Source organism: Candidatus Vicinibacter proximus, assembly GCA_016713905.1.
In the GTDB taxonomy this organism is placed as follows: Bacteria; Bacteroidota; Bacteroidia; order Chitinophagales; family Saprospiraceae; genus Vicinibacter; species Vicinibacter proximus.
In genome coordinates this window covers 1,425,519-1,441,907 of sequence record JADJOE010000001.1, presented here as the reverse complement: position 1 = coordinate 1,441,907, position 16,389 = coordinate 1,425,519, and the positions used below count along the sequence as shown (strand labels likewise).

The 16,389-nt window shown below is 33.8% G+C and carries 12 protein-coding genes; all 12 read left to right on the top strand.

Going from position 1 to position 16,389, the window contains the following annotated elements; genetic code table 11:
- Nucleotides 1–30 precede the first annotated feature (30 nt).
- Nucleotides 31–1,920: a T9SS type A sorting domain-containing protein gene (locus tag IPJ83_05600; GenBank protein ID MBK7880017.1), complete on the top strand. Its 1,890-nt coding sequence runs from the start codon at nucleotides 31–33 to the stop codon at nucleotides 1,918–1,920.
- Between the two features lie 131 nt (nucleotides 1,921–2,051).
- The gene (locus tag IPJ83_05595; GenBank protein MBK7880016.1) at nucleotides 2,052–4,535 is read left to right on the top strand and encodes a YfhO family protein; all 2,484 of its coding nucleotides are present in this window, start codon (nucleotides 2,052–2,054) and stop codon (nucleotides 4,533–4,535) included.
- Nucleotides 4,536–4,593: 58 nt separating this feature from the next.
- A complete protein-coding gene (locus IPJ83_05590) occupies nucleotides 4,594–6,111 on the top strand; it encodes a polysaccharide biosynthesis C-terminal domain-containing protein (protein ID MBK7880015.1) in 1,518 nt (505 codons plus the stop codon).
- A gap of 172 nt (nucleotides 6,112–6,283) precedes the next feature.
- On the top strand, nucleotides 6,284–7,315 hold the full coding sequence (gene wecB / locus IPJ83_05585; GenBank protein ID MBK7880014.1) for a UDP-N-acetylglucosamine 2-epimerase (non-hydrolyzing): 1,032 nt from the start codon (nucleotides 6,284–6,286) through the stop codon (nucleotides 7,313–7,315).
- A gap of 16 nt (nucleotides 7,316–7,331) precedes the next feature.
- A complete protein-coding gene (locus IPJ83_05580) occupies nucleotides 7,332–8,570 on the top strand; it encodes a glycosyltransferase family 2 protein (GenBank protein ID MBK7880013.1) in 1,239 nt (412 codons plus the stop codon).
- Nucleotides 8,564–9,850, top strand: a complete 1,287-nt coding sequence (locus IPJ83_05575; GenBank protein MBK7880012.1) for a hypothetical protein — start codon at nucleotides 8,564–8,566, stop codon at nucleotides 9,848–9,850. The genes IPJ83_05580 and IPJ83_05575 overlap by 7 nt, the downstream gene beginning before the upstream one ends.
- A 149-nt stretch (nucleotides 9,851–9,999) precedes the next feature.
- Nucleotides 10,000–10,497: an IS30 family transposase gene (locus IPJ83_05570; protein MBK7880011.1), complete on the top strand. Its 498-nt coding sequence runs from the start codon at nucleotides 10,000–10,002 to the stop codon at nucleotides 10,495–10,497.
- Nucleotides 10,498–10,542: 45 nt separating this feature from the next.
- Entirely contained in the window at nucleotides 10,543–11,004 is a 462-nt protein-coding gene (locus tag IPJ83_05565; GenBank protein ID MBK7880010.1) for an IS30 family transposase, read from the top strand.
- A gap of 23 nt (nucleotides 11,005–11,027) precedes the next feature.
- Nucleotides 11,028–12,335, top strand: coding sequence for a hypothetical protein (locus IPJ83_05560; GenBank protein ID MBK7880009.1), 1,308 nt, complete (start codon nucleotides 11,028–11,030; stop codon nucleotides 12,333–12,335).
- Nucleotides 12,336–12,437: 102 nt separating this feature from the next.
- On the top strand, nucleotides 12,438–14,345 hold the full coding sequence (asnB, locus tag IPJ83_05555) for an asparagine synthase (glutamine-hydrolyzing) (protein MBK7880008.1): 1,908 nt from the start codon (nucleotides 12,438–12,440) through the stop codon (nucleotides 14,343–14,345).
- A 37-nt stretch (nucleotides 14,346–14,382) separates the two neighbouring features.
- On the top strand, nucleotides 14,383–15,333 hold the full coding sequence (locus tag IPJ83_05550) for an NAD-dependent epimerase/dehydratase family protein (protein MBK7880007.1): 951 nt from the start codon (nucleotides 14,383–14,385) through the stop codon (nucleotides 15,331–15,333).
- Nucleotides 15,334–15,338: 5 nt separating this feature from the next.
- On the top strand, nucleotides 15,339–16,385 hold the full coding sequence (locus IPJ83_05545) for an NAD-dependent epimerase/dehydratase family protein (GenBank protein ID MBK7880006.1): 1,047 nt from the start codon (nucleotides 15,339–15,341) through the stop codon (nucleotides 16,383–16,385).
- Nucleotides 16,386–16,389 lie beyond the last annotated feature (4 nt).

Genomic DNA, 16,389 nt, shown 5'->3' with positions numbered 1-16,389 from the left:
ATTATTTGCTAAACATCAATCAATTATAAAATGAGTATTAAATTATTACAAACATTTGCCTTCATGGTTTTAATTTTTCAAACCAGTGAAGCACAAACTATTCTGTGGGGAGGTCCAAATGATCCAAATTCCACTTTTTCAAATGGTATTGGGAATTGGAGTACTGTTGGTTTAAGTTCATCAAAAGCCGATTCGATCCAGAACGCAGTTTGGACTTATGCCGCTAATGGTACTTCAAAGGGAGCTTATTCAAACGAGGCCGGAAGTATCCTTTCTCCCAGCAAAGCAGATGGTGCCATGATTTTTGACTCAGATTTCCTAGATAACGGAGGAATAGAGAATAATGAAGGTCAGGGAAGTGCTCCATCTCCTCATAGTGGAGCACTTGTAAGTCCATTGATAGATTGCTCAGGCTTCACCTCTTCTGTTGCTGTCTCTTTTTACCAATACTTTCAAAATTATGCGGCGGAATGTTTTTTGGAGGTCAGCAACGACAGCGGAAAAACTTGGACTATATTTCCAATAAATCAAAATATTCTTGAAGGAACTGGCACTTCCAGAAGTAACCGGCAGGTGATTGATATCTCAAGTGTCGCCGTTGGTAAGAAAGATGTTCAATTTAGATTTGTTTTTGATGGCGATTACTATTTCTGGATAGTAGATGATGTTACATTAGTAAGCTTACCCGATTTGGATCTTGCTATCAATAGTGTTTATTATAGTCCATCAACCTACGCTCAACCAAAGTCTCAAATTTGCAATGACACATTCAAATTTAGTGCGCGGGTGAGTAATTTAGGAGGTATGGTTCAGCGTGATTTAAAATTTAAAGTGACCCTCTTTGGAGCGGATCGACAAACAGTTTTGTTTCAGGACAGTTCATTGGTGGCAAACCTAGCACTAACAGATGATAACATTTCCGTTTCAACCCCTAATTATTTTGTACCAAGCTCACTTGATTATGGAAAATACTTTATCAGATGGTCGTTTACAGGGGGACAAGGAACAGAATACAATGCTGTTGATAATTCCAAAATTGATTCTTTTGAAGTGACTGTAAGTCAATATGCAAGAGAGCCTAGACCGCGGGGTGGAATTAGAGCGAATGGAGGAATTAGCTATTCAGTCGCTACACTATATAACACCTCAGATTGTTGGAATGGCTTTGATAAATTCGCTGCAACCTCTGCTGATTTTGCAGTAGCTTATGATAGATTAGCTACATTAAACAATTATAATATGCAGATTTTTCTTCTAGCCGTGAAGGATGAAGTAAATGCAGATTTTTCAAATTTTGAAAAAATGGGTGGTGTGAGTGGTATTTCTACAGAACTTGTATCTGAAGAAATCTTTAAAGGAGGCACACAACCTTCATATTCATTGCTTAATCAACCTTTGACAGATGTTTTGACCGGTGGGCAAGTTGTATTAAAACCCAACAAGAGATATTTTCTTGTAGCTCAACATCCAGATGAACCTAGTTCTGATCCTAACACATGGAGATATCATGCTTCGAGCCTTGAAAAAAACTATAGTGGTCATCCGTTTAATTCCCCGGTAATTGACAATATTGGAGTATGGTATGAATCCTGGCCTGGAAATGAATCGCCAGTATTAAGATTAAATATTACCATTCTTACAAAAAATGATGAAACTTCTTTAGGTGATAATGTAATTCAAGTTTACCCGAATCCAATTCAAAATGGGCAATTGAAACTTGAATTGAATTTTGAAAAAGAAACCAATGCCAATCTAACATTATTCGATTTAAATGGTAGGGTATTAAATTTTCTTCCATACAAAAACGTAACTTTTAAAAATATTCAGATTCCTGTGGACGGTTTGGATTCCGGGGAGTATTTTATCAGAGTTTCGACTGATGAGGGTACTAAAACCAAAAAGTTTGTAGTTGTTAAATGATAAAAACGAAATATTAAATTTGAGCCCGGCCATATGGCCGGGCTTTTTTTTTCTCTAAACGATTGAAAATTAATTGGCTATAATTTAAAAAGCTTTGTACTTTTGTCTATACATATAATACATATTTATATATGAATAATTTTGATATTAAAAAAGTAATTCCCCATTTTCTAATGATTATTGGATTTTGGATAGTGTGTGCATTATATTTTCTACCAGCCTTGAAAGGAAAGGTATTACAGCAAGGCGACATTCAGTCTTGGGAGGCTATGGCACATGAAGGCATTGAATATAATAAAACCCATGATGATGTTGCATTGTGGTCAAACAGTATGTTTGGTGGTATGCCCATGTATCAAACCGCCATGCCCATGCAGGGAAATTTATTGAGATATGTACAAAACATTCCCTATAGCTTGGCAAAATCACCGGTTAATACATTTTTTGGAATTATGTTATTTACTTACCTGGCACTCTTGCTTTTTGGGATACCTCTTTATATAGCTGGATTAGGTGGCGTATTAGTAGCTTTCTCAACAGGGAATTTGTTGCTGCTTGAGGCAGGACACATGACAAAATTGCTCGTAATTGCTTATGCAGGGCTTTCACTTGCTGGTATTTGGCTTGCTTACCATAAGAAACTGCTATTGGGGTTGACAGTTTTTGGATTTGGCTTTGCGCTTCAGGTTATGAATAATCATGTGCAGATGAGTTATTATATTATTTTGGGAGCAGTACCTTTATTTATTATATATCTGATAGAGAGTATTAAGTCAAGAGACTGGTTATATTTTATCAAGGCGAATTTTCTTCTTGGCCTTGTTGCCTTTTTGGGTTTATGTTCATCTGCAACGATGATGTGGACTACCCAAGAATATGTAAAACAAACCATGAGGGGAGGTTCTGTACTTTCAAATTCCAATACGTCCGGAGAATCCAGTAATAAAAACGGGCTTGAATGGGATTATGCAATGAACTGGAGTAATGGCTGGATAGATTTATGTGCGGGCATTATCCCTGGAGTGGCTGGTGGGGCCAATGGCGAGCGGGCTATAAATAATGGCGCACTTAAATCTGAACTTAAAGATTTAAGAATCCCTGTAAATTCGAATACCAGAGTCCCAACTTATTGGGGAGCACTGCCATTTACGGGTGGTCCGTTCTATTTTGGCATTACAATGGTCTTTTTCTTTATTCTGGGATGTTTCATTATTCCTGGAAAAACAAAATGGTGGTTTGCAATAAGCCTACCCTTACTTTGTCTTTTATCGCTTGGAAAAAATTTTGAAATACTCAACAGAATTCTTTTCGAATATCTTCCATATTATAATAAATTCAGAGCTCCAAGTTCTGTGCTCAGCATTGCTTCTATTTACTGCACTATTTTTGGAGTGTATACGATTGGAAAAATTGTTAGCGGAAAAATAGACACCCCTAAGTTAAAAAAAGCAATTTTCTACACTGCCGGAGTGCTCTCCTTATTTTGTCTATTTTTCTGGGTGATGGGACCTGGATTTTTTGATCTCAGCAAAGGCCAAAGTGGTGAAGAGGTAAAGGTAATTGTAAAACTTCGTGAAGCAATGATGACAGGCGATGCCCTTAGAGGAATGATTTTAATTCTATTGGTATCCGGGGTAATCTATTTGTATACTTTAAATAAGATGAGCAATATCCTTTTTACGTCAATTGTTTCCATCATAGCTTTATTTGATATATTTTCTATTAACAGCAGATATATTACTCAGGGGGATTTTGTGAAACAAAACATCAAGTCCACGGTATTTGAACCGCGTGAAGTGGACAAACAAATCCTTACAGATAAAACCCTTGGGTATAGGGTTTGGGATAATTCGGTAGATACTTATAATAATTCATTTCCATCCTATTTCCATCATACTATTGGTGGTTACCACCCAGCAAAACTTAGAAGGTACCAGGATCTCATTGACCGATGTATAGACGTGGAAAGAAATAAAATGCAGACAATATTGCAAACTTTTAACGGCAATATATCTGACAGCAACTTTGTTTCTTCCATGAATCAACTACAAGTATTAAATATGTTGAATACCAAATACATGATTTTTGGTGAAAAAGGAAAAGAAGTGGTGCTTCCAAATCCTGCATCCAATGGGGCTGCATGGTTTGTTAAAAATATTGAATGGGTTAACAATGCGGATGAAGAAATTAATCTTTTAATGAAGAGAGATTTAAAACAAACTGCAATATTGCATAATGAATGGAAAGATAAAATAAGTCAAGCGGGTGATGGGCAGGGCACCATCAAGTTAATTGAATACGAACCAAATAAACTTAAGTATCAGCTTGAGACCAATTCAAATCAATTGGCTGTACTTTCTGAAATATGGTATGGGCCTGATCTTGGATGGACCGCTAAACTTAATGATAAAGAAATTGATCTCTTTAGAGTTAATTATGCACTAAGAGGAGTTAACATACCGGCTGGAAAAAATGAATTGATTTTAGAATTCAAACCAAAGTCGTTTTATACAGGAGAAATTATCAGTTATTGTTGTTCCTCCTTACTCATCTTACTTTTAATATTTTCTCTTTGGAGTATGTATAAGAAGTCTTTTGCTCTTGTGTCGGAGTAATTTCAGTTAGTTTAAAGATGAATTTGAAAATCTAACCACTTCTAGTAAAAATAATAAAGTGGGAATTATTAGATCACAAAGCATACGTTCTACATTTTTTATCTATATATCGATGTTGATTGGATATTTTAATCTGATCATATTGATGCCGCAATATTTTACAGGTGAAGAAATTGGAATGACACGAACCATAATTGTGTTAGCTTTGGTACTCACTCAATTTGCAGATCTTGGAACTACAAATATAATTTACCGATTTTTTTCCTTATATGAAAAGCAGAAAGCAAAGGACTTTCTGCTCCTTGTTTTGGGTATTCCACTTGCAGGGTATATTATTGTTTCTTCCATAAGCTTTATTTTTGAAGAACAATTATTTGGGTCCTTTTACTCCAAATGTCCTTCACTTAAACAATTTGGATTTTTAATTTACACAACTACTTTTTTTACTTTGCTATCGAGTCTGGGTGGACATTATTGTGCAGTTCACTTAAAAACTGTTATACCCAGAACTGTAAATGAATTGGTTCCAAGGATAGGAAACACCATATTGATCCTTTGTTATGGGTATAAAATAATTGATTTTGCTACCTACTTTATAAGCTTTACAGTATTGGTTGGTATTTCCGCAGGGCTTGTTTGGGTTTATATATTTTATTTGGATAAATTTAAGGTCAGCCTATCCATTAGTAATTTAACCAGGCGACTTTATAAAAAGATTTTATTATTTGGTTTAATTGGGATCCTTGGAAATTCATTTTCAACAATTGTTAGTTACATAGATACTTTAATGCTAGGTGCAATTAACGGCCAGCACGATGTCGCCATATTTAATATTGGCTATTATATCATTGGTATTATGTCGGTCCCATACAACTCTATCCTTGCAGTAGTCATGCCACTCTTATCGCGGGCAATCCGTCAGAAAGATTGGGATACAGTAGATAAATATTATAAGCAAACTTCCTTAAATAACTTTTTAATCGGAGCATTTATATTTGGTGGTATAATATATTGTTTTGATGATTTTATAAAGTTTTTACCACAAAATCAGGGATATGACAAAGCATTTTATATTATAATCTTTTTTGGTTTTGGGAGAATAATTGATATGATCACAGGCTGTAATTCTGAAATCATTGCTTACTCAAAACATTATTTGTTTAACTTTTATAGTCTGATGATAATATCTATTTTTTGTGTATTCTCAAACTACTTTTTCATTAGTCGTTTTGGAATTTTTGGAGTTGCAGTATCGGGTTTATTAAGTTTAATACTGTTTAACTTAGGGCGATATTTTTTCATTAAAATTAAGTTTGGTCTACAACCATTTAATAAATCTACCTTAATTGCCATAATAAGTGTCGCATTAACCACGATATTCTGTTACTTAACTTCTAATCTAATTAATGTCAAAATGCTGAATCATTTACACAGCTCAGCATTTTTAAATATTATTATTAAAGGATTGGTGTGGACTTTAATTTTTGCAACCAGCATTATTGTACTTAAGCCATCTAATGATATTACAAATTTATTTAATATGATATTAAATAAATTCAAAATCAGTCAAAAATAGAAAATCCACGATTGGAATGAATTTTTGATCGTTTTTTGATTTACAAAGTCTAAATTGGTGCGGTGGTGGAAATATTTATAATTTTGCAGTTGATGAAGTCTTACAAAATTTATAGTAAATCAAGACAGGTTGATTTACAGAATTTATTGGAATATAAGGATTTAAAAAATACATGAAAAAAATCATAGCGATTATAGGTGCCAGGCCGCAATTTATCAAACACGCTCCGATTGAATTAGCATCGAGGGGATTGGTAAATCTGGTAACCATACATACGGGTCAACATTATGATTACAAAATGAGTCAGATCTTCTTTGATGAGTTAGGCATTAAAAAACCAGATTACCAGTTAAATGCGGGAGGGGGAAATCATGGGGAAATGACCGGACGGATGATGATTGAAATTGAACAAATTGTAATTAAAGAGAATCCGGATTTTGTTTTAGTTTATGGAGATACCAATTCTACACTTGCCGGTGCATTAGTAGCATCTAAACTTAATATTCCGGTTGTGCATATTGAAGCAGGATTAAGAAGTTACAATAGAAATATGCCTGAAGAGATTAATCGCTTGCTAACGGACCATGTTGCCAATTACCTTTTTGTTCCAACTGAATCGGCAATTGAAAATCTAAATAAAGAAGGAATTACGCGGGGCGTATTTAAAACAGGAGACGTAATGTGTGATATGATCAGGATTGCCAAAGAGCGAAATATTATAAATGAAAGCCAATCCAACTTTATCTATGTAACTTTACACAGACCCTATAATACAGATGACCTAGCAAGATTGAATTCAATACTAGAGGCTCTTGACAGATTAGAGACGCAAATCCAATTCTATGTTCATCCAAGGACGCAACAAAAGATAAAAACAGGCTTATCAGACAAAATTTATAAGAACATCCAATTTAAAGACCCACTTTCTTATTTTGACAATCTTACTGCAATGAATCAATCCATTGCCATTATAACAGACAGTGGTGGAATTCAAAAAGAGGCATATATCTTAATGAAAAAATGCATCACCATCCGCAGTGAAACAGAATGGATTGAGACCCTCGATGGAGGTTGGAACACATTGGTCTGGGAGGAATTAGGAAATATAAAAGACATACTTTCCAAGCCATGTATAAATTACAAAACAGCACTATATGGTGATGGGTATGCCAGTCAGGAAATTTGGAATAATCTGGTAAATTAAATTATTTTGAATTAAGATGAATCCAAAATTTAGCATCATATACCCGACTAAAAACAGGCCCGATTATTTATACTATTGTCTGCAGTCAATAAAACTTCAAAATTTTGAGAATTTTGAGGTAATTATATCTGACAACTGTGAAAATAAATCGGCTGAACCAATATATTTAGAATATCAAAAAGATTCGAGATTCAAATACTTTTGGACAGGAGGAAAATTATCGATGTCGGATAATTTTTCATTTGCAATAAAGTTAGCTATAGGAGATTATTTAACAGTATTAACAGATAAAGTAACTTTGCTTCCAAGTGCTTTAGAAGTAGCAAATAAAATAAATTTATACAATAATTTTGATGTAATAAATTGGCGGGAAACCTACTTTCATAACAACATATTAGGTCTAGTAAACTCTCCCGGCTATGTAATTTTTCCTAATGTTGAATTCCAATTAAATACATTTAATCCTAATAGTCAATTAATAGAATTACTTAACTTTTTTAAACACAGATCAAAAGATCCAAATAATTATTATAGAGGAAAAATCATGTTTGGTTTCGTAAGGAGGGAATTATTTGCAAAAGAAATAAATGAAAGTACGTTTTTCCTTAAATATGCACCAGACTATACATCCCGAGTAATTATTTTAAACAGATCCATAATTGGATGTGAAATACCTTTTCCAATTCAAAATGCCTTTATTAGTGAATCATCAAATGGTATGAAATGTGCCATTCACCCAGAGTTTGCCTACAATTTTTTTAATGATGCAGATAAATTAAAAAATGTAAATACATTTTTTCCAATTAAAGGTATGTATGCAAGTCAGCAAAATCATGTGGCTGGCGATTACATGTTTGCTTTAAATATGCATAACATTCTCTTATCAATAGACTTTAATAATTTACTAAAAACCATTTATTTCGATTTGAAGAAGGTTAAATGGCCAAACCGTAAAATCAAAAAAGATAACTATTATCTCTTTTATAAATCATTACTCCATTCTTCTATTTATAATATACTAAATTTTATATTTATAAATTTTTGGACAATAAATTTTGAAATTAATTCCTTAAAATTAAAATCATTTTTGAGGAAATATTTTATAGATAAATACCCAATGATTCAAAAATTCTTAGAATTAGGAATTATTTCTAAGCGAAATTCTTTTTCAAATATTATAGAAGCAAACTATAAATTAGATCTTTTACTAAGAAAGTGGATAGAAGGAACTGATATCAAAAGTACAAAATGTTAATTTTAGTTTTATACAATAATTGGGATTTCAATAAAAGACTTACATTTTCCCAGAGTATCGATTGTTTTAAAAAGTACAGTAAGCCAAATAATGTATATTATCTAAATGTAGCATTGGGAATTCCTAACTTTGTTCAGAAAATGAATTTTGATGTGATAATATATCATTATTCCATATTAATTCTAAAATGGTCAAATCCTGAACAAAATTTATTTAATTATAACTTAAATAAGTTGATTAAATTAAATGGATATAAAGTTGCAATTCCACAAGATGAATATATTTATTCAGATTATATCTGCAAATTTTTTAAACTTCACAACATCAAATCAGTATTTACATGTCTTTTTGAAGAAGATTTTGAAAAAGTTTACCCAAAGGAAAAATCTGGCGTAGAGTATTACATTACAGTCTTACCGGGTTATAGTGATGATCTAGAAGTTGAAAAATGGAAAAACAAAACAAAACCTCATATAGAAAGAAAATTTGATATCGGTTATAGAGCAAGAAAAAACCCATACTGGTTAGGAGAATTAGGTGTTTATAAATGGATTATAACTGATAAATTTAATTCTATTATAACTGACTTAAAATTAAATTTATCGAATAAAACAAAAGACGTACTATTGGGAAATAACTGGATAAATTTTTTAAATGATTGCAGGTGTGTTTTGGGTACAGAAAGTGGAGCAAGCCTTCATGATCCTGACGGAACCATTCGAAAAAATGTAGATCTATTTATAGAAAAAAATCCAAATGCAACCTTTGATGAGGCCAAAAAAGAATGTTTTCTAGATAAAGATTGGAATATCAATTTAGCGACTCTTTCTCCACGTCATTTTGAAGCATGCATCATGATGAATTGTCAAATTTTATTTGAAGGCAAGTATGCAAACATCCTAAAGCCTAACATTCATTATATCGAATTAAAAAAAGATTGGAGTAATATTAATGAGGTAATAACCAAAGTAAAGGATATCAATTATTGTGAAAATATTGCAATATCTGCCTATAAAGAAATTATTGAGAGCAAAAAATATACTTACTCGAAGTTTGTTCATTTAATAATAAATCACTGTAAAGATAAAATTCATAATAATAGCAAGATAAAATTGGACATAAAATTTAAATTATTAGAACTCAATCATAGGTTTCCATATTTTACCTCTCCCTTATTATTTATTAAATTTAGTATGTGGAGTTTTGTAAAATTAGTTCTGAAAGTATTTTCATTGACGGGAAAATTCGATAGTTTAATTTATAGAAATAAAATTTTATAAGGTGGATTTACTTTTTTTTAAAAATATAGTTTATATGATGATAACTAATGCTAAGATCAACAAATAAGTGCAATTTTTCAAAAAAAAGGAAAAAAAGCTTTTAAGGGCTTTTTTTCTTTTGACCAAGTAGTGCAATCTTTGGATTGTCTATGTCAAAAAATTACAACCAGCTCAGCTTAGAGCAAAGATACCAGATTGAGGCTTTATTTGAAGCCGGAATGAAGCAAAAATTGATTGCCGAAAAAATTGATGTCCATCCATCTACGGTGTGTCGAGAATTAAAAAGAAATATTGCCCAAAGAGGTCAAATTGCAGGCACTTACAAAGCTAACAATGCACAGAGAAAGACAATATTGCGACATCAAAACAAACCGAAACGAATAATATTTAACTATAAGAAAAAATCAATAGTAGCTAATCAGCTCAAAATAGATAAGTGGAGTCCAGAACTAATAAGTAATGCTGCAAAATTTAACAACATAACTGCGGTTAGCCATGAACGAATTTATCGGTGGACATGGGAATATAATCACTCAAATACCAAGGAAAACAGACAATATAAAGACCTATACAAGTGTCTTAGACACTGCAGGAGACGACACAAACGAGGTAACAGGAAAGACAATAGAGGAGTTATTCTAAATTGAACGCCAATAGAAAAACGGCCATCTATTGTATCCAAACGCAAGCGATTGGGTGACTTAGAAGTAGACCTTATGATGGGCAAAAATCATAAAGCCGCATTATTAGTATTAACAGATAGGGCTAGTTTACATACTCGAATAAAAAAGTTATCTGGTAAGGATAGTATAAATGTTATGAAAGGTATTATATCATGCATAAAGAAAAACATGTACAAGCCACGGACCTTAACTTTTGATAATGACCTGGCTTTTAGTCGTCATCATGAAATTGCAAAGTTGTTTAATGTGTCTACGTATTTTACTAGGCCCTATACAAGTCAAGACAAGGGAACAGTCGAAAATAGAATAGGAGTAATCAGGAGATACTTTCCAAAGAAAACAAATCTTATATTTGTAACCGATAAACAGGTCCGCTATGTTGAAAAAATGTTAAACAACAGACCTATAAGAAAATTTAATTATTTAACTGCTAATCAAGTGCTACTTGAAAAAATTGCACTTATTAATTGAACTTACAATCCAAATTTTCTATAATGAAAATTTTAATCCTCTATCACAAAAAACCAAGAGCGCAGCGAAAAGCCATTTCAGGACATCTTGAGGCTTTCGGGTACACCACAAGCCATCAAGTTGAATATTGGAATATTGCATATGGTGCTCCAAATATTTTATTAGAATGTGAATTTGATGTGGTAATCTTTCATTTTACTTTTTTTTTACCTAACATTAATAAGAAATTTGATGATGAATTTATACAATGGAGTGTGTTAAAAAATATGGATTCCTACAAAGTTGCAATTGTGCAAGATGAATATATACATACCATAAGTCTATGCAATTTTTTCAAAGAATTTGGTGTAAAAGAAATTTTTTCTTGTTTACCTGAAACCTTATTTCAAACCGTTTACCCAAAAGAGAAAACCGGGTTAGAATATTACCATACCGTGCTTACAGGTTACATTGATGACCAAATGATTAAGGATTATGGTCAGTATGCTATTCCTCATGATAAAAGACGATATGACATTGCATACAGAGCAAGAAAAATGCCTTATAATCTTGGTTTATTTGGCACATTTAAGTGGCGACTGACGGAGACATTCAACAAATATTGTGAAGGAACCAATTTTAGAACAAATCTTTCGAATGACCCTCAAGATTTTCTATTTGGTGAAGCTTGGTATGCCTTTGTTGCAGATACTCGAACCATGTTAGGCTGTGAAGGTGGGGCCAGCCTTCACGATCCAGATGGAAGTATTCGAAGTTGTTGTGAAAAAATCATGATTGAAAAATCAAATTTAAGTTTTGAATATGTCGAAGAACACTGCTTTAAAAATCTGGATGGTAAATTCCCTTATTTCGCGATTTCCCCAAGACATTTTGAAGCCGCTGTCAGTAAAACATGCCAGGTATTGATAGAGGGGCATTACAATGGTATACTCCAACCCTGGGTGCACTACATCCCAATTCATAAAGATTGGTCAAACATGAACCAGGTACTTGAAAAAATTGCAGATGTTGACTATTGTGAAAAATTGGCAGAGAATGCATATATTGACCTTGTACAATCCGGGAAATTTACCTATTCTAAATTTATTGATTTTGTTTTTGGAAATATTGAAAAGCATGCTGCACTAAAAGGCTCTACACAAACAAACCGTAATGCATTAAGCAAATTAAGATTTTATCAGAAATATCCATTTTTGATTTCCCCTAAACCTTATATAAAAGCTCATTTAACAGAATGGGTAAAACAAATCGTTTGGACGATGGGTTGGGATAAAAAACAATGGTTTAAAAAAATTGAGCTTAAAATATTTGGACATAATTCTGTGCGTTAGCACACAAAATCAAGGCATATAGACATGTACTAATTGTGTAATTTGAACAAATATTAGCATCTTTGCGGCGATTATTGTATTACAAAGCAGATCGTCAAATACATGTGTGGTATAGCTGGGATCTACCAAAAAAATATTCTTAAAAAGGACCATTCCTTTCTACAAGAACTGAAGTCCATGCACGAACTGATCAGGCACAGAGGACCAGATGGAGAAGGTATTTGGACCAGTCAGGATGGTAAAGTAGGATTGTGCCACAGAAGATTGTCCATTATAGACACTTCGGAGACTGGGCACCAGCCCATGCATGCACAAGATGGCCGTTATACGATAACGTATAATGGAGAAATATACAATTACCTGGAACTGAAGAAAGGGTTGGCTGATGGCTTTGAATTTCGTACCCAATCAGATACAGAAGTAATTATTGCATCATACCAGAAATGGGGCGAAGATTGTGTCCATCATTTCAGGGGTATGTTTGCATTTGTTATTTGGGATGCTGAATCCAGAACACTTTTTGCCGCACGAGACAGATTTGGTATCAAACCACTTTATTTTCATGAAAATGAAAATAGGTTTTATTTTGGATCTGAGTGCAAAGCAATTGTCCCTTTTCTGGATGATAAAAAAGTTGACCTTGAAGGGTTAAAAGATTATCTGGCCTTTCAATTTTGTCAGGAGGGAAAAACACTCTTTGATGGGATACGTGAATTGCTCCCAGGACACAAACTAAGACTTAATGATCGAGGTTTAATTATCGAAAGATACTGGGAGGTTCATTATGTTCCGGACTTTTTACACACCGCCAATTACTTTGAAGAACGGCTTAAAGAACTTTTAGAGGATTCTGTTAAATTTCATTTAAGGTCCGACGTTCCGGTCGGTGCCTATGTAAGTGGAGGTTTGGATTCAAGTGCTATTGCTTCTATTGCTTCTGATATAGAAGGGAAGAATTTTCTTGGCTTTACCGGAAAATTTTCATTCAGTAAGGACTATGATGAAAGTTCCTATGCAAGATTACTCTGTAATAAGAAAGGGTTCCAGCTCCATGAAATTGATATAACCGATCAGGATTTTATTGCATCCATTCATAAAGTAATTTATCATTTAGATTATCCAGTAGCGGGTCCAGGGTCTTTTCCTCAGTATATGGTATCTGGCCTTGCATCCAAATATAGAAAAGTTGTTTTGGGAGGTCAGGGAGGGGATGAAATTTTTGGTGGGTATACCAGATACCTTATTGCATATTTCGAACAATGTATCAAAGCGGCCATTGAAGGAACTGACAAATCCGGAAACTTTATTGTCACTTACGAATCCATCATTCCAAATCTAATTTCTCTCAGGAATTACAAGCCAATGTTGACTGAATTCTGGAAAGATGGTTTATTTGATGAAAGGGACAAAAGATATTTCAGATTGATCAATAGGGCACCACAACTTGGCGATGCTATCAGGTGGGATCTTCTTGGACCGTACAACCCATATGAATCTTTCAAAAAAATATTCGATGGAGATAATGTAGGAAAACAGTCTTACTTTGATCAAATGACTCATTTTGATTTTAAAACATTACTACCTGCGTTACTCCAGGTTGAAGACCGTATGAGTATGGCAAATGGTCTTGAATCCAGAGTTCCTTTACTGGATCACCCAATAGTTGAATTGGCAGCTACCATCCCTTCCAATATAAAATTTGAGAATGGTGATATGAAACATATTTTTAAGAAAATGGTAACCAAGTACCTTCCAAGTGAGATACTAGAGAGAAAGGACAAAATGGGATTCCCTACGCCGCTTGTAGAATGGTCACGAAAAGGACCTGTGAAAGATTTTATCTTCGACACATTTAATTCTATCAAAGCCCAAAATCGCGATTTTGTGGACAATAAAAAAGTCCTTCAAAAAATTGAAAATGAATCCAAATTTGGGAGAAACCTTTGGGGATTTTTATGTCTAGAAATTTGGCATCAGGAATTTTTTGATAAGGATTTATTGAACAAATAGTCGTTTATTTTATTCATAAAGTGTTAAATTAAATAAAATGAGAAAAATATTAATTACTGGAGGTTCCGGATTTGTTGGTTCCCATTTGGCTGATCGTTTACTGGCGAAAGGAGATCATATTATGGTTATTGATAATTACCAGACGGGGCGAAGAGATAATCTAAAGCCACATTCCAACTTAACAATCATTGAAGGCACCATAGCTGATGAGATGTTGGTAAATAAATGTTTTGATGAATTTAAGCCTGAATTGGTTGTTCATGCTGCAGCAGCATATAAAGATCCAAATAATTGGATCGAAGATGTAAATACAAATATTCTTGGTACAATTCACGTCGTAAATGCCGCAAAAAAGTCAGGTGTGAGGAGATTTATTTATTTTCAAACTTCCCTGTGCTATGGTTTAAAACCACTGGAACAACCTATAACTTTAAAGCATCCGTTGTTTTCAGGAGATTATCCAGGTGGAAGTAGCTATGCCATAAGTAAGACAGGTGGTGAGCAATATATAGAGTTAAGTGGAATAGAATTTTTATCCTTCCGGCTTGCCAATGCATATGGTCCAAGAAACATCAGTGGTCCATTACCAACTTTTTTTCAGCGACTCACTTCTGGAAAAGCTTGTTTTGTCATGGATACCAGGAGAGATTTCATCTACATCGATGACCTTGTGGATGTTGTGGAAAAAGCTCTGGAAGGTCAGGGTGAAAAGGGATATTACCACATTTCTACAGGTTCGGACTATTCGATCAAAGAACTTTTCGATGCGACTGTAAAGGCATTGAATATTAAACTGGATAAAGAAGTTGAAGTACGAGAAAGAGGAGAAGATGATGTTTTTACTATTCTAATTGACCCTTCAAAAACTGAGGCTCATTTTAATTGGAAAGCGAAAACCTTATTGGAAGTTGGGGTAGCAAATGCGATTCAATATTACCAAGATTTTGGAATCGAGCAAACATTTACCCATCTTAAAAAAATGGATTAATGGATATGGATTTTTTTAAAGGTAAGAAAATAGTTGTTTCAGGAGGCGCAGGTTTTGTTGGGAGTAACTTGGTTCGAAAACTGTCTCTACAAAGCCCAGAGAAAATATTTGTAGTAGATAATCTACTTTCTTCAGAAGAGATCAATATTAAAGGGATTCCCAAGGTGGAAATTATACATTCATCCATTGCAAATGATGCAGTTCTGGATCAACTTTATAAAGAAAGGCCTGAATACATATTCCACCTTGCAACTTACCATGGCAATCAAAGTTCGATATACGATCCAATTGCAGATCACGATAATAATTTGATTACATCGATCAAACTTTTTGATAAATTTAAAAATGATTCGAATGTAAAAAAAGTAGTTTATTCAGCTGCTGGTTGTGCAGTTGCCGAAAAATCTGTGACCACTGCAGAAGCAACAGTTGAAGAGGATCATGTATCCCTAGTGATGGACAGTCCATATTCTATATCCAAAATCGTGGGAGAGTTTTATGCAGTTTATTATCATAAACAACACAAATTACCTACTGTAAGAGCCCGCTTCCAAAATGTATATGGTCCCGGAGAAATACTGGGTGCCGGTGAATGGAGAGGCACTCCGGCAACCGTGTGGAGAAATGTAACCCCCACATTTATCTATAAAGCAATTAAAGGAATGTCATTGCAATTAGAAAATGCGGGGAGTGGCTCCAGGGATTTTATTTTTGTGGATGACATTGCTAATGGTCTAATGGCTTGTGCAAGCCAAGGTCATCCCGGTGATGTGTATAATCTAGCCAGTGGCCGGGAGACGACAATTCGGGAATTGGCTGAGTTAATTATAAAAATAACCGATAGTAAGTCAGACCTTGAGATCTTGCCTAAAAGAGATTGGGATACCTCAATTAAAAGGTTTGGGAGTACGATTAAGGCTAAAGAAAAACTTGGTTTTGAAGCACAGATTCAGATTGAAGAAGGTTTAAGGAAAACAATTGAATGGACCAAACAAAATCTTCAGTTAATTGAATCTTGTATATTAAAACACCGGGACAAAATGAGTGTTTAGTGTA

What these genes read in the sequence shown, in the direction of transcription:
- IPJ83_05550 (MBK7880007.1), top strand. Translation starts at nt 14,383, where the DNA reads ATGAGAAAAATATTAATTACTGGAGGTTCCGGATTTGTTGGTTCCCAT.
- wecB (MBK7880014.1), top strand. Translation starts at nt 6,284, where the DNA reads ATGAAAAAAATCATAGCGATTATAGGTGCCAGGCCGCAATTTATCAAA.
- IPJ83_05545 (MBK7880006.1), top strand. Translation starts at nt 15,339, where the DNA reads ATGGATTTTTTTAAAGGTAAGAAAATAGTTGTTTCAGGAGGCGCAGGT.
- IPJ83_05570 (MBK7880011.1), top strand. Translation starts at nt 10,000, where the DNA reads ATGTCAAAAAATTACAACCAGCTCAGCTTAGAGCAAAGATACCAGATT.
- IPJ83_05595 (MBK7880016.1), top strand. Translation starts at nt 2,052, where the DNA reads ATGAATAATTTTGATATTAAAAAAGTAATTCCCCATTTTCTAATGATT.
- IPJ83_05600 (MBK7880017.1), top strand. Translation starts at nt 31, where the DNA reads ATGAGTATTAAATTATTACAAACATTTGCCTTCATGGTTTTAATTTTT.
- IPJ83_05575 (MBK7880012.1), top strand. Translation starts at nt 8,564, where the DNA reads ATGTTAATTTTAGTTTTATACAATAATTGGGATTTCAATAAAAGACTT.
- asnB (MBK7880008.1), top strand. Translation starts at nt 12,438, where the DNA reads ATGTGTGGTATAGCTGGGATCTACCAAAAAAATATTCTTAAAAAGGAC.
- IPJ83_05560 (MBK7880009.1), top strand. Translation starts at nt 11,028, where the DNA reads ATGAAAATTTTAATCCTCTATCACAAAAAACCAAGAGCGCAGCGAAAA.
- IPJ83_05580 (MBK7880013.1), top strand. Translation starts at nt 7,332, where the DNA reads ATGAATCCAAAATTTAGCATCATATACCCGACTAAAAACAGGCCCGAT.